Annotated in this window: 14 protein-coding genes; 8 read left to right on the top strand and 6 right to left on the bottom strand. The window is 64.1% G+C overall.

The window, feature by feature from the left end:
• The first annotated feature begins 28 nt into the window (after positions 1 to 28).
• Positions 29 to 844: a trans-aconitate 2-methyltransferase gene (gene tam / locus PAN31117_RS03680; protein ID WP_150737024.1), complete on the top strand. Its 816-nt coding sequence runs from the start codon at positions 29 to 31 to the stop codon at positions 842 to 844.
• Here tam and PAN31117_RS03675 read toward each other — a convergent pair.
• The gene (locus PAN31117_RS03675; RefSeq protein ID WP_150737023.1) at positions 775 to 2184 is read right to left on the bottom strand and encodes a chloride channel protein; all 1410 of its coding nucleotides are present in this window, start codon (positions 2182 to 2184) and stop codon (positions 775 to 777) included. The genes tam and PAN31117_RS03675 overlap by 70 nt on opposite strands.
• Before the next feature lie 121 nt (positions 2185 to 2305).
• Between PAN31117_RS03675 and PAN31117_RS03670 the strand changes: the two genes are divergently transcribed.
• Both PAN31117_RS03670 and PAN31117_RS03665 read left to right on the top strand, forming a co-directional pair.
• On the top strand, positions 2306 to 2563 hold the full coding sequence (locus PAN31117_RS03670) for a hypothetical protein (RefSeq protein ID WP_150737022.1): 258 nt from the start codon (positions 2306 to 2308) through the stop codon (positions 2561 to 2563).
• A gap of 5 nt (positions 2564 to 2568) precedes the next feature.
• The gene (locus PAN31117_RS03665; protein ID WP_150737021.1) at positions 2569 to 3468 is read left to right on the top strand and encodes a helix-turn-helix transcriptional regulator; all 900 of its coding nucleotides are present in this window, start codon (positions 2569 to 2571) and stop codon (positions 3466 to 3468) included.
• Here PAN31117_RS03665 and PAN31117_RS03660 read toward each other — a convergent pair.
• The gene (locus PAN31117_RS03660; RefSeq protein ID WP_150737020.1) at positions 3401 to 4384 is read right to left on the bottom strand and encodes a LysR substrate-binding domain-containing protein; all 984 of its coding nucleotides are present in this window, start codon (positions 4382 to 4384) and stop codon (positions 3401 to 3403) included. The two genes, PAN31117_RS03665 and PAN31117_RS03660, sit on opposite strands and share 68 nt — an antisense overlap.
• Before the next feature lie 206 nt (positions 4385 to 4590).
• On the opposite strand from PAN31117_RS03660, the gene PAN31117_RS03655 reads away from it, so the two are divergent.
• Positions 4591 to 5307, top strand: coding sequence for a sulfite exporter TauE/SafE family protein (locus tag PAN31117_RS03655; RefSeq protein ID WP_150737317.1), 717 nt, complete (start codon positions 4591 to 4593; stop codon positions 5305 to 5307).
• A gap of 42 nt (positions 5308 to 5349) precedes the next feature.
• Here the strand turns inward: PAN31117_RS03655 and PAN31117_RS03650 are convergent, their stop codons facing one another.
• Positions 5350 to 6243 (bottom strand): LysR substrate-binding domain-containing protein, encoded by an 894-nt coding sequence (locus PAN31117_RS03650; protein ID WP_150737019.1) that lies wholly within the window; start codon positions 6241 to 6243, stop codon positions 5350 to 5352.
• 149 nt (positions 6244 to 6392) lie between these two features.
• On the opposite strand from PAN31117_RS03650, the gene PAN31117_RS03645 reads away from it, so the two are divergent.
• On the top strand, positions 6393 to 6923 hold the full coding sequence (locus PAN31117_RS03645; protein ID WP_150737018.1) for a sugar ABC transporter: 531 nt from the start codon (positions 6393 to 6395) through the stop codon (positions 6921 to 6923).
• A 48-nt stretch (positions 6924 to 6971) separates the two neighbouring features.
• Positions 6972 to 7817 carry an MBL fold metallo-hydrolase gene (locus tag PAN31117_RS03640; protein ID WP_150737017.1) on the top strand — a complete coding sequence of 282 codons (846 nt, stop codon included), beginning with the start codon at positions 6972 to 6974 and terminating at the stop codon, positions 7815 to 7817.
• A gap of 35 nt (positions 7818 to 7852) precedes the next feature.
• Here the strand turns inward: PAN31117_RS03640 and PAN31117_RS03635 are convergent, their stop codons facing one another.
• Entirely contained in the window at positions 7853 to 9055 is a 1203-nt protein-coding gene (locus PAN31117_RS03635; RefSeq protein ID WP_150737016.1) for a YbfB/YjiJ family MFS transporter, read from the bottom strand.
• 176 nt (positions 9056 to 9231) lie between these two features.
• The gene (locus PAN31117_RS03630; protein ID WP_150737015.1) at positions 9232 to 10161 is read right to left on the bottom strand and encodes a LysR family transcriptional regulator; all 930 of its coding nucleotides are present in this window, start codon (positions 10159 to 10161) and stop codon (positions 9232 to 9234) included.
• Positions 10162 to 10263: 102 nt separating this feature from the next.
• Between PAN31117_RS03630 and PAN31117_RS03625 the strand changes: the two genes are divergently transcribed.
• Both PAN31117_RS03625 and PAN31117_RS03620 read left to right on the top strand, forming a co-directional pair.
• Positions 10264 to 10935, top strand: a complete 672-nt coding sequence (locus tag PAN31117_RS03625; protein ID WP_150737014.1) for a glutathione S-transferase — start codon at positions 10264 to 10266, stop codon at positions 10933 to 10935.
• Positions 10936 to 11054: 119 nt separating this feature from the next.
• Positions 11055 to 11519: a nuclear transport factor 2 family protein gene (locus PAN31117_RS03620; RefSeq protein ID WP_150737316.1), complete on the top strand. Its 465-nt coding sequence runs from the start codon at positions 11055 to 11057 to the stop codon at positions 11517 to 11519.
• 43 nt (positions 11520 to 11562) lie between these two features.
• Here PAN31117_RS03620 and PAN31117_RS03615 read toward each other — a convergent pair whose 3' ends face one another.
• Positions 11563 to 12900 (bottom strand): DUF2252 family protein, encoded by a 1338-nt coding sequence (locus PAN31117_RS03615; RefSeq protein WP_246188923.1) that lies wholly within the window; start codon positions 12898 to 12900, stop codon positions 11563 to 11565.
• Between the last annotated feature and the right edge of the window lie 38 nt (positions 12901 to 12938).

Here is a 12938-nt window from a genome sequence, read left to right as displayed (position 1 = left end):
GATCGATAGCCGCCTGAAGGAGTGATTCATGTCGCAAAACCAGTCGTCGACGACTTCGCACGCCCCGACCAATCCCGCGTGGCAGGCGTCGCAGTACGTCAAGTTCGAAGACGAGCGCACGCGTCCCGTGCGCGATCTCGTCGCTGCGATCCCTGAGCTTCCCGGCCGCGATGCCGCACGCGTCGTGGATATCGGGTGCGGCCCCGGCAACTCGACCGAAGTGCTGGCGGCGCGCTATGCGCAGGCAGAAGTACTCGGGCTGGACAGTTCGCAGGATATGGTCGACGCGGCGCGCAAACGTCTTCCGCAGTTTCATTTCGACGTCGCGGATATCGGTGCGTGGAAAGACGGCCCGTTCGACGTGATTCTCGCGAACGCCGTGTTGCAATGGCTGCCCGATCACGAAACGCTGTATCCGCGTCTCGTCGCGTGTCTTGCGCCCGGTGGTTCATTGGCCGTGCAGACGCCCGACAATCTCGACGAACCCGCTCACCGGCTGATGCGTGAAGTTGCCGCGGACCCGCGCTGGGCGGAGACGCTCAAAGGCACGGAGCGCACTGCACGTCATGGCGCGGCGTTCTACTATCCGATGCTGCGTGCCGTGTGCTCGCGCGTCGATATCTGGCGCACAACTTACTACCATCCGCTCGCAGGCGGCGCACCGGCTGTCGTCGAATGGTTCAAGGGCAGCGCGCTGCGTCCGTTCCTGACGAAGCTGGACGACGCTTCGCGCGAGGCGTTCCTCGCGCGTTACACGGAAGAAATCGCGAAGGCTTATCCGGCACTGGCCGACGGCACGGTACTGCTGCCGTTCCCGCGGCTCTTCGTCGTGGCCACGCGCTGATCGAGCCAGCGTGCCGTGCAGGCGGCACCGGCGACAGCCAGCAACATCGGCGCGAGGAAATCCTGATTCACGTGCGTGAATTCCAGCGCCAGCACCACGGCCGTGATCGGCATGCGCATCGATACGGCGAGGAAGGCGGTCGCCCCGATGAGGGCTGCCGCGCCGAGTGCAACTTCCATCTCCTGCGGCAACGCGCCATTCCAAAATCCCGCCAGCACGACCGCGAGTAACGCGCCGTTCGCCAGTCCCGGTGTGAGCAGACCGCCTGCCGCCCCGGCGCGCAGACTACTCCACGTAAAGAGCACGCGCAGCACCAGCAGCACGAATGCCAGTGCCGTCACCAGTTCGCCGTTGAATGCGAGCGATGCCGGGCCCTTGCCGTTGCCCGGCAATTGCGGGTACCAGGCGATGACCAGGCCCAGCACCATGAAGTTGGCCAGTGCGAAGACCGGCGCACGCCAGTCGCGCGGCGCGGCGGCGCGGGCGCTTTCGGTCAGACGCGCGAATGCCCACGCGGCGACCCCGACGAGCGGGCCGCACACGAGCGCCCAGCCGACGAGCGGCGCGGTGACGTCGAACGCCGGGAGGGTGTATTGCTGTTCCGCCCCCATGCCGATCCAGGCGACAGCGGCCGCAATCGCCGAGGTCGCAAAGGCGGGCAGCACCGCGCGCCACGCGAACGTACCGAGCAGCACTTCCAGCACGAAGATCGCGCCACCGAGCGGCACGTTATAGACGGCAGCGAGTCCCGCGCCTGCTCCACACGCGACGAGCAGACGACATTGTTCGGCAGACAGCCCGGCGCGACGCGCCAGTTGGTCGCCGATCAGCGCACCGATTTCACGCGGTGCGACTTCGCGCCCGAGCGGCGAGCCCAGCGCGACCGTCACGATCTGCAACACCGCATGCGCGAGCGTGCTGCCGACGGGCATCGGGCGTGAGCGTCCGACCGCTTCTTTGATTGAGACGAGCTTTGCGCCGTGGCGATGCACGGCATACCAGCCGAGCCCGGCAACAACACCGCACGCTGTCAGCACGGCAAAGCGACGCTCGGGCGATGCGGCTGCAACGCCACTCAGAAAGCTCTGCGCACCGAAGACCTGATCCTCGGCATAGCCGAAGGCCAGATGCTGAACGATGTGGAGCAGGGCGGCGAGCACTGTGCCGCCGATGCCTGCGCCAATCCCCGTCAGCACAGTGACGACGGCGAGCGTCACGAGCGGGGTGGCTCGGACGCCCTCCGCCTGCGCGGTCTCACGGCCGGTCGGCGCGATGGCAGTGCGCGAGGTCGGTTGCTCGGTCTGTTGCGTTGGGATTTGCGTGGCTTGCGGGGTGTTCATCGTGCTACGCCTTAACTCCGGATACTCAGGACGTCCCTGCTAATCAGGGAATACCCGGAGTGTATGGCGCGATGCAACATAAGAGAAATGAATATTATGTTGATATTTATGATTATTTTGCATGGATGTCGAGTGCGATGTCCGGACCGGCGACCGGCTGGTGCCGTTCGGCGCGTCGCTCGACGGCTTCCAGTTGTACGGCGTGCCGGGCCCAGGAGAAAGCACAATGATGATCGAGATTCCCGCCGCAAAGGCCAAGGAAAACCGGCAGCTTTCGGAAGACGATCCGTGGAGGCGTCGTCTGGGCGACGAGATTCTGCGACGTCTGTCGCAGGACGCGGTGTTCATGTCGGCTGCGCTGCGGCTCAGTGTAAAGTAGCGGGCATGGATGCCTTGTTTCAGCCCGTTCAACCGTTTCAGCCGTTCCGCAATGCCCCTTTGTACTGGCGCTCGACGCTCGTGCCCGGAGGCGACATGCTCACGGCCGAATACAACGATCATACGTTCGCGCCGCACTGGCACGACACGTACACGTTCGCGTGCATCGTGGCCGGGGCGGAGCGCTACGCCTATCGTGGCGGCGAGCACGTGGCGGACGCCGGGTCGATCGCCATCATCCATCCCGGCGAAGTTCACACGGGCGCGCGGGAAACCGACTTTGGCTGGCGTTACCGTGTGTTTTACCTGCCCGTCGGTTTCGTGCAGGGCGTGCAACGTCAGTTGGAAAGTCCGCTGGATCCGCTGGAGACGCCGGGTGGGTCGACATCGGTGGACGAAGCGATGCCCTGGTTCGGCGAACACGTCATTTACGACGTGCAGGCCATGGAGCGGCTGCTCGAAGCGCATCGGTTGCTTCAGATCGGCGCAGATCCGCTGTTGGCCGAAAGCGTGCTGATCGATGCCGTATCGATGATGCTGGTCCGTCATGCGCAGGCGCACGTGCCGCTGTTGGAAATGCATCGCGACGCGGTGCGCGTCGAGACGATGAAAGCGCGTCTGTCGGCCGATCTCACCGAATCGCTTTCACTGACGGCAGTCGCCGAAGCCGTCGATCTTTCGCCGTTCCATGCGGCGCGCCTATTCTCCCGCGAGACTGGACTGGCACCACATGCGTGGCGCAATCAGTTGCGTCTCGTGCGCGCGTTGCCCGCACTGCGCGCCGGGGCCTCGGCGACGGACGTCGCGCTAGCACAGGGCTTCAACGATCTGTCGCACTTCACCCGGTACTTCCGTCGCGCGTTCGGCGTGTCGCCCGGGAAGTGGAGCGTCGGACCGGGGGCGTAACCTCTGCGGCAGGGGCGTGTGCTGCTTCATGTGCTGCTTCATGCACCCACGTCAGGAAATCCCGCAACGGTCTCGATTTGTCGGCGTCGCGCGGCACGAGCGTGACGTAGGTTGCGCCGTCGGCCTGAATGTCCGGAAACGGCATCACGAGACGACCGGCCGCCAGTTCTCGATCGAGCGTCGGCGTGCAGCCAATCCCTAACCCCAGTCCATCCACCACGGCCTGCAAGCTCACGTGATAGTGGTCGAAGCGATGGAATCGCACCGGCCGAAGCGCAGGCACACCCGCCACGCTCAACCAGTCTTCCCACGCACCGACGCGTGTTTGCGTGGCGACGAACGTGTGCTTTGCAAGATCCTTCAACCGCCGTAACGGCAGCGCTTCCAGCAGTGAAGGAGCGGCCACGACGCTTGCACTTTCGGTGAACAACAGCGTCCTTTCATAAGGCTGCCATTCGGGACGTGGAGGCGGATCGCGCCGGATGGCGACGTCGAACCCGCCGCGAAACGCCGGATCGGCCCCGCTCGACGTGGTGACGACTACCTGCACATCCGGGTGGGCCGCATGAAACGCGGGCAGCCGTGCGATGAGCCAGTGCATGGCAAGCGTGGTCTGGGCGTTGACGCGCACCACGCGCGTTTGCGGCGCCTTGCCGAAGCGCAGTGCCGCGTCGCCAATGAGGTCGAACGCTGCGCTGATCTCGGCCGCGAAGGCCCGTGCGTGGTCCGTCGCGACATTACGCTGCCCCTGACGGACGAACAACGTTTGCCCCAGCCACGCTTCGAGCAAGGCGATCTGACGGCTCACGGCACCATGCGTGATCGACAATTCCTGCGCGGCGGCGCTGAGGCTCTCGGCACGTGCGGCGGTTTCGAAAACACGTAGGGCATGCAACGGCGGTAATTGGCGCGACATGTTGGGACTCTGAAAGGCGACGTCGACAATGAACTGTGACTTTTTATCACAGAAGGGTAGCGAATTTGTCGATGGTGTGAGTGTGCATCATGCTTTATCGTCGCGGCTAAGGCTCACGCTGCATGAGATGGCTTGATAGCGTGAGGGAATCGGCAAATCGCGAGGCATGGATGTTGGCAGGATTCTTGGCGGGACACGCTTGGGGCATGGTCATGATCGCCATCGTCGGGACGGCGGCGGGGGCGGTCAGCGGGGTAGTCGGCACGGGATCGTCGATGATGCTGCTACCGGTGCTGGTGTACACATACGGCCCGAAGCAGGCGGTGCCGATCATGGCCGTCGCGGCCATCGTCGGCAATCTCTCGAAGGTCGTGGCGTGGTGGCGTGAGATCGACTGGCGCGCCGTGCTGGCCTACTCGGTGCCGGGTGCGCCTGCGGCAGCCCTCGGTGCGAAGACGCTCTGGAGCCTCCCGTCGACCGCCGTCGATATCGCGCTGGGATTGTTCTTCGTCGCCATGGTGCCGACCCGGCACTTCCTTCGACGCCATCAATTTCGTCTGTCGCTCTGGCAGTTGGCGGCGGTGGGCACAGTGATTGGTTTCCTGACCGGCATCGTGCTGTCGACGGGGCCGCTCAGCGTTCCCGCATTCGCCGCGTACGGCCTGTCGGGCGGTGCGTTCCTCGGCGCGGAGTCGGCCAGCTCCGTCTTCATCTACGTGGCCAAGGTGTTGATGTTCTCGGGACTGGGTGCGCTGCCACCCGCAGCCTGGGCCAATGGTCTCATCGTCGGCATGACGCTGATGCTGGGCACCATGCTCGGCAAGCGCTTTGTCCTCGGTATAACGCCGACCGTCTTTCAGCGCTTGCTCGATACGATGCTGGTCGTCTCCGGAGGCGTGATGCTGAGTGCGGCGTGGCGCTGAGTTGAGTGAGGGCGCATCTGTCGCCCACTTGACCGTGGGACTTCAGGCAGGCATTGCGCCTGCCTCATTGAGCAGCCAGTCCGAGAACGTGCGAATCGGTCCCTGGCGCAATTCGAGCGGTTCGGGCAGCACGAGGCAGAAGTTCTTCGCCACCTTGCTGTCCTGCGGCCACGGTGCAACCAAACGGCCTTGTTCAAGCTCGGTGCTGACGTAAAGGCGCGGCACCAGCGCCACACCCAGACCTGCCAATGCGGCTTCGATCAGCATCGAGTGAAGGTCGTAACGGGCGCCTACGGCAGAGTTCGTCAGTGTAATGCCAGTGCCCTGCGCGTAGTGTTGCCAGGCGTCCGGATTCTGGCGACGATGTAGACGCGGCAGATCGTCCAGCGACGCGCCTTCCCCCGCGCGGACCAACAGCGACGGACTGCACACCGGAATCAGCACTTCCTCCAGCAGACGATGCACGTGCATCCCGGCCCACGCCGGATGCTCGAAATGGATCGCCGCATCAAATCCGCTCCCCGCCAGCAGAAACGGCTCCATGCATTCCGAAAGGTGGACCGTGATATTCGGATGCTTGTCCTGAAAACGCGCCAACCGAGGGATCAGCCAGCGCGTGGCGAAGGTCGGTGTCGCCGCAATATCGAGACTCGCGCCCTCGGTCGGTTGTCCCATCAGATACAGGCTGTCCCGCTCCAGCCGGTCCAGCGTTTCGCGCACCTGTGCGGCATATCGCGCACCGTTCGGCAGCAACCGTACCCGATTGCCGATGCGCTCGAACAACGTCACTCCCAGAAATTCCTCCAACCGCCCGATCTGACGGCTGACGGCGCCTTCGGTGCGGGCCAGCTCGTCGGCCGCACGCGCGAAGCTCCCATGCCGGGCGGCGGCCTCGAAGGCGAGTAGTGCGGAATGGCTCGGGATCTTGCGTCGCATCTGGGTTCGGTCGGTGGGAAGGCAATGGTAGTCAGCTTGACTAAATATCAATGAAGACTGATCGGAAATCGTTATGGACGTCGAAAACGCCAGATTAGCATTACGTTCATGCAATGAAAACGCACAACCTCCCGGAACGACGACACATCATGATCTACACCGTCGAATGCACCTTCGCCGACCCTGCAAGCGAGGCCGAATGGAACGACTTTTATAGTCGCGAAAAACTGCCCGCTCTTATTTCGGTAACGGGCTTTCAATCGTCGCAACGATTCAGAGCGGTCACCGGGGGATGCCCGGTGTATCTCGCCATCCATACGGTCGACGGGCCGGAGGTGCTGATCAGCGACGAATACCGCCAGAAGGGCGGCGGCAACTTCGCGCGGTGGCAGCAGCACATCACGGACTGGCACCGAAATCTGTACGGCGACATCGGCTTGGCACCTGCCGTGCGGATGAACGAGCGTCTGGCGCTCTGCGCGAGCGGACCTGAGTCGCTGATCGACATGGGGCTTAAGCCGCTCGCCCTGCAAGCGGTGGCGTTGGAGCAGGTTCCGACGCACCGCTGGCTTGCCGTAGTGTCCGCCGACGATGCCGTGCGTCTCGCCGAGCCACCGCAAGGTGTGCATCTCTATGTGCCGATGGGCGAACAACTGACTCGCGGCGAGACGCGGCGCTGAGGCGCGCCGAATTCCGGCGTGCGCCACTATCCATTCAGGAGTCGCAAAATGTCTCTCCCTAACTTCCCGCGCCAGCAGATCGGCGATTTCACCGTGACCGCCATCAGCGACGGCTACCTCACGGCGAGTTTCGACGTCCTGTCGAATATCGACGCCGCCGACGCGGACAGTATCCAGCGTGCGGCCGGTGAGCCCAATCCCTCTGCCGTACACATCAACTGCTACGTGGTGCAAGGCGCTGGACGCACGGTCCTCATCGACAGCGGGGCGGGTGGCATCAAGCAGTGGGGGGGACATCTGAGCGCGAACCTTCGGCACGCGGGCATCGCACCGGAAGCCATCGATACGGTGCTGCTCACGCATGCGCATCCGGATCACGTCGGTGGGTTGAGGACGCTGGACGGTCAGCGGGCATTTCTGAACGCCGAGCTTGCCGTCAACGAGAGAGAGCTTGCTTTCTGGCAGGACGATGCCAATCTGGCACGCGCCAGCGAGAGGGCGCGGGGCAACTTTCAGATCGCGCGCGGCGTTTTCGATGGCTACCGCGAACAACTGCGCACCTTTGGCGCCGGTGAAGTGCTCCCCGGCATTCAGGCGATGTCGCTGCCCGGGCACACGGAGGGCCACACCGGTTTTCTCATCGAATCGCGCGACGCGGGGCTGCTCGTCTGGGGCGACATCGTGCACTTCCCGAACATCCAGATTCAGCGGCCCGAGGTCACGATTGCGTTCGATCAGGATGCCTCGCTTGCCGCGGCGACCCGCTCGCGGTTGCTCGACAGCGTCAGCGCTGACGGCGTGTTGATCGCAGGGATGCATCTGGGCGAGCTTGGCTTTGCGAGGATCCGCCGCTCGAAGGGCGAGTACGGTCTCGCGTACGAGACCGATGCGTAACGCGTGAGTAATCGGTGAATCGGGTGAGCGCGGCGTCAGGCCCGCGCCATTCTCGCCGCGATGAGGTTCACCGCCAATCCGAGCGTCATGGCGACACCGCCCACGACAAACAGCAGCGAGTAGTTGCCGGACGTCGCCGCGAAGAGGAACGACAGCCCGTAGGCAGCGCCTGCCTGAAAGGTGGCGAAGCTGGTCGTCGCGGTACTCCACGCCCCCTTCTGCGAGGCAGGATGATGAGCGAGGAGTTCGTTCACACGCCCCAGAACGAGCGGCACGATGCCCGGCGTGAAAGCCCCCATCACCATGCTGGAGACGATCAGGGCGGGCAGCCCCAGGCCAAGCACCGGCAGGATCACGGAAAACATCTGCGCGACGTACGCGACCCGCAATGCGCGCGCAAAGCCAATGCGATCGGCGAGGTGCCCCACGAAGAGCGGTCCGACGATGGCCCCCAGTCCGTACAGCACCCAGTAGTTCGCGCCTGCATCGAGCCCTTTGCCCAGACCGCGTGCGACGTAATCGACCAGGAAGATCATGTGCGGCACCAGCGCCACGGCGTTCAGTGCATATTCGATGTAGAGCGAGCGCAGCGTGATGGGGGCGGCAGGCCGGTGTTTCGGATGCGCGGCCGTCGCTGCTGTCGTGGGTGCACTCGTGGGCCAGCCGCGCCATGCCACGACCGTGAGGAGCAGCGACAACACGCCGAGCCCGATCCATGTTTGCGCGAGGCCCTGACGCAACAACAGCGGCACGAGCGTGCCCGACGCGGCGATCCCCAACCCGAGACCCGCGAAGATCGCGCCGCTCACAATGCCGCGTCGCGATGGTGTGACGTGTGCGAGCACCGAAGGTGCGGCAATGACCATCAACACGCCACCCGCAAAACCTGAGACGAAGCGCCACGCGAAGAACCACAGGAACGAAAGCGGCCACGCACAGGCAAAGAATGCCGCGACGACCAGCAGCATCATCACGCGCAAAATCGTCACATTCGACGCATGGCGCGACAGCACGCGAGCGCCCAGCGCACCGGCGAGGTAGCCGCCGAGGTTTGCGGCACCCAGATAGGCCGCCGTGGAGGGCGCGAACCAGTGTGCACCAATGATCGCGGGGAGAAGAGCGGTGTAGGCGAAGCGGGCAAAGCCGATACCGATGAGACTCGCGCAGGCGGCGCAAAGTGTGGCGCGCCAGGCGTTGAAAGGGGCGGTCGATGTGCCGCCGAGGACTGCATTGGACATGAGGACTCCGGGGATGCTGCGTCGCGTCGCGCATCGAACGGCGTGGCGCGCAAAGGCGATGGAGTCAGTGTAGGCGGTGGCAACGCGCTGGAGAACGGCTGTGCGTCGGAAGTCATTCTTCCGCGAGGCGTACGAATCGACGCCCGTTTTGCCCGTCCGGTGTGGCGGGTCGCCCCTTAGCGCTTGCCTGCCGCCAGCTTGTGCGCGTGCGAGAAGTGCTTGCGCAGACGCGGCACTGCGAAGTCCACGAACGCGCGCACTTTCGGCACGGCCAGCCGTCCCTGAGGCGTGATGACGTGCACCGGCATTGGCGGATGCTCAAAGTTCTGAAGAACGATTTTCAGTGCCCCGCGCTCCAGTTCGTCGACGATGTGATACGAGAGCATGCGCGCCACGCCGTGCCCAGCTACGACCGACGCAATGGCTGCCCGGATCGAGTTGACGATCAGACGCGGCGTGAACTGGACGATCTGCGGCACGGTGCTGCGCCCTGTGGGCGGGAAGCGCCACGCGTCGATGCCGAAATACGTCATGGAAACGATGCGATGTTTCGACAGATCGGCGGGCGTTTCGATGGGCGGGTGCGCGGCCAGATATTCGGGGGATGCAGCAATGATGCGTCGCACTTCGCCGACCTGCGTCGCAATCAGCGACGAGTCGGGCAGGTGTGCCACGCGTACCGCCACATCGACGCCTTCGTCGATCAGGTTCACCGGCAGGTCGCTCATCTGCAGACGTACTACAACGTCCGGGTAGCGCTCGATGAACGCCTCGGCGATCTCGCGCATGAACGTCTCACCAGCGGCGAGCGACATGGAGACGGTCAGTTGCCCACGTGGTGCTGAGCGCTCACCGGCAGCGATGACGTCGGCTTCATCGAGGTCGAGCAGAATGCGCCGACAGGCGGCCGCATAGCGCTCGCCAGCGGCGCTGAGCTTGAGCGTGCGCGTGGTGCGATGGAGCAGCGCGGTGCCGGTGTGCGTCTCCAGATAGGCGATGGCGCGGCTCACGGCGGCGGCCGAGCGTCCGAGACGCCTGGCTGCACCGGCGAGGCTGCCTTCGTCGACGGTGGCGACGAAGACCTTCATGGCGTCGATTCGGTCCATGAGCTAAAGATGATGGCGAAGACGGCCAAGCGTACCCGAAACCCCTGAAACCCGCCAATGCGGCGACAATGGCGTGCGGATTTCCCGCCGGAGCCAGACACCATGCTGACGGTTCATCATCTGAACAACTCCCGCTCGCAGCGCGTGCTGTGGATGCTCGAAGAACTTGGGGTGCCGTACGAGCTGCAACGCTACGAGCGCGATCCGAAGACGATGCTCGCGCCACCGGAATTGCGCTGCATTCATCCGCTCGGAAAATCCCCGGTCGTCACCGACGGCGACCTGACGCTGGCCGAATCGGGCGCGATCATCGAGTATCTGACCGACCGTTATGGACAGGGGCGTCTCACGCCGCCGCGCGACACACCCGAGCGTCTGCGCTGGACGTACTGGTTGCATTACGCCGAGGGCTCCGCGATGCCGCCGTTGCTGCTCAAGCTGGTCGCCCTGCGTATTGCCAGCGCGCCGATGCCGTTCTTTGTCCGGCCCATCGCACGCAAGATCAGCAGCACGCTGCAATCGAGTTTCGTCGATCCGCAACTGACGCTGCATTTCGGTTACGTCAACGACGCCCTGAGCAAGACCGGATGGTTCGTCGGCGACACCTTCAGTGCGGCCGATATTCAGATGAGTTTTCCGCTAGAGGCCGTTGCGGCACGTGGGGACGCGAAAGATCGCTGGCCCGCCATCGCGGATTTCCTTGAACGTATCCACGCACGCGACGCCTACCAGCGTGCCCTGACGCGCGGCGGTCCTTACGAACTGCTAAGCTGATCACTCGCCCGCGCCACACCACACATCCGCCAAACGCTATGAAAAATCCGATTGCTTCGTTGCTCGCCACCGCCGCTGTCTGCCTTGTCGCAACGGCATCCGTCCATGCCGCAGAAGGCATGGCGCCGTTGCCCGGTTCGGCGATTTCAGCGGCCGCCACCGAGGGATTGGGGACGTCCGGGAGTGCGACCCCCGCCGTGCCTGCGTCGCAGTTGGCCGCGAACAAACAGGCCGTGCTGGCCTTCTATGAAGCGGGTCTGAATCGCAAGGACTTCACCGCCGCGCGTCAGTATCTGGGGGACAAGTACGTTCAGCACAATCCGAATGCGCCCGACGGCGTCGAGGGTTTCGGCAAGTTCGTCGACTTCCTGCGCAAGAATCAGCCGGACTCGCATAGCGACATCGTGCGGGCGTTCGCCGACGGCGATTTCGTCATTCTGCATGTGCGCAAGGTGCCGCATCCCGGCGATCTGCCGATTGCCATCGTCGACATCTTCCGTCTGGAAAAGGGCAAGATTGTGGAGCATTGGGACGTCTCGCAGCAGACACCCGCGAAGACCGTCAGCGGTAACTCGATGTTCTGATTTTTCGGCTAACGACACGCGGCCGCGCGGCCGCGCGCCCGCATTAGCCGGGTGCGCCGCCGGAGAACAGGCGTTTGCAGTGTTCGAGGTAAGCGGCTTCGTGTTCGCTTGTGAGCTGGACCACGCTGTTCCAGAGCCAGACCGGCGAGTCGATGGTCTTCGAGCGGTTGCGTTGCAAGTCGGCGAGCCACGCGCGACAGGTGGCGTCGTCCATTTGCCTTGCGTGCGCGTGGCCGACGACACCCCCGAGGTACTGCGCCACTTCGGCGGCATCGTGCTGCGTGAGGGTGTCGATCTCAAGCTTCAGATCCTGCGGCAGCAATTCGCGAATCACGATGGAGCGATCCATCAGACGCGCCGCACGCATGCGTTCACCAAGCGACGGCGATAGATGCCGCGCGCCGGTGACGACACGTTCGGCGTTGTCGCGAGGCATGCGAACGCCCGCATAGCGAGGCGCTGCCGCCTTCACGCCTTCTTTCAAGTCCATGAGGCAGAGATCGTCGCCCTGCACGACGCCACCGTCCACGTCGAGCAACACGGCGTAACGCAGCCGCCCGAGCGAGCTGCATCCCTTCACCCAGTAGGCGGCGTCGAGCACTTCGACGGCACCGTCGTTGGGCCGTCCGCGCAATGACGTAGCAAGACTCGCGATGGTGTCGAGCTGAAACAACGCGTCGATCTGCTTTTGCTCGGTCGTGCTGAGGGGCCAGAAGCGTCTGCCCAATGGAATCTTCGGACGGATGTCCTCGATGCGCTCCAGCGCCAGATGCTTCCACGAACGTTTGACCGCGCGCCGCATGATCAGATCGACAATCTCGGGGCGCTCGTCTTGCGCCTTCGCGCTGCGCGATTTGCCATGCCGCTTGCCGATTTTCGTGCCGTGCGATTTTCCGCCTTTCGGATCGTCCTTGCCATCGCCGCGATCGAACGCCGCCATATAGCCGTGCGTGAGCGCTTCGAGCATGCGGATGATGGTCAGTCCGGAGAGCGCCGAGCCGCGTGCGGCGCTGGCCAGCGAGAGGGCGAGGCGGATGAGGTCGTGTACGGGGTTGCCGATGACGGTCTGGTCGAGATCGCGAATTAGCACGTCGACGTGCCCGTGAGCATCTGCGAGCGGGCCGAGATTGCCGGTGTGACAGTCCCCACAAATCCAGATCGCGGGGCCTTGCGGCAAATTGACGTCGGCTTTGGCCAGCCATTCGTAAAATCGCGCGGTGCTGCCCCGCACATAAGCATGGGGTGAACGCGCCATCTTGCGATCGCGTTCACTGGTAAGTCGCTCCAACCGGGCCTTGGGCGTGGCCCATTGCTTCTTCTTGCCAGCTTTGACGCGCTTGCCGTTCGCCATTCGACACTCCCTGAGGGCGCGCCGCGCCAGCCACGCATGTGGCTGGACGCGATGCAATGTCCCCAGTG

The sequence above is a fragment of the Pandoraea anapnoica genome, assembly GCF_902459765.1.
Classification (GTDB): domain Bacteria; phylum Pseudomonadota; class Gammaproteobacteria; order Burkholderiales; family Burkholderiaceae; genus Pandoraea; species Pandoraea anapnoica.
Note: the sequence above shows the minus strand (reverse complement) of the source record. Positions and strands in the feature narration are given on the sequence as shown.

Excerpts from the sequence above, each read along its gene's own strand:
- tam (WP_150737024.1), top strand. The coding sequence starts at position 29 with ATGTCGCAAAACCAGTCGTCGACGACTTCGCACGCCCCGACCAATCCC.
- PAN31117_RS03675 (WP_150737023.1), bottom strand. The coding sequence starts at position 2,184 with ATGAACACCCCGCAAGCCACGCAAATCCCAACGCAACAGACCGAGCAA.
- PAN31117_RS03670 (WP_150737022.1), top strand. The coding sequence starts at position 2,306 with ATGGATGTCGAGTGCGATGTCCGGACCGGCGACCGGCTGGTGCCGTTC.
- PAN31117_RS03665 (WP_150737021.1), top strand. The coding sequence starts at position 2,569 with ATGGATGCCTTGTTTCAGCCCGTTCAACCGTTTCAGCCGTTCCGCAAT.
- PAN31117_RS03660 (WP_150737020.1), bottom strand. The coding sequence starts at position 4,384 with ATGTCGCGCCAATTACCGCCGTTGCATGCCCTACGTGTTTTCGAAACC.
- PAN31117_RS03655 (WP_150737317.1), top strand. The coding sequence starts at position 4,591 with ATGGTCATGATCGCCATCGTCGGGACGGCGGCGGGGGCGGTCAGCGGG.
- PAN31117_RS03650 (WP_150737019.1), bottom strand. The coding sequence starts at position 6,243 with ATGCGACGCAAGATCCCGAGCCATTCCGCACTACTCGCCTTCGAGGCC.
- PAN31117_RS03645 (WP_150737018.1), top strand. The coding sequence starts at position 6,393 with ATGATCTACACCGTCGAATGCACCTTCGCCGACCCTGCAAGCGAGGCC.
- PAN31117_RS03640 (WP_150737017.1), top strand. The coding sequence starts at position 6,972 with ATGTCTCTCCCTAACTTCCCGCGCCAGCAGATCGGCGATTTCACCGTG.
- PAN31117_RS03635 (WP_150737016.1), bottom strand. The coding sequence starts at position 9,055 with ATGTCCAATGCAGTCCTCGGCGGCACATCGACCGCCCCTTTCAACGCC.
- PAN31117_RS03630 (WP_150737015.1), bottom strand. The coding sequence starts at position 10,161 with ATGGACCGAATCGACGCCATGAAGGTCTTCGTCGCCACCGTCGACGAA.
- PAN31117_RS03625 (WP_150737014.1), top strand. The coding sequence starts at position 10,264 with ATGCTGACGGTTCATCATCTGAACAACTCCCGCTCGCAGCGCGTGCTG.
- PAN31117_RS03620 (WP_150737316.1), top strand. The coding sequence starts at position 11,055 with ATGGCGCCGTTGCCCGGTTCGGCGATTTCAGCGGCCGCCACCGAGGGA.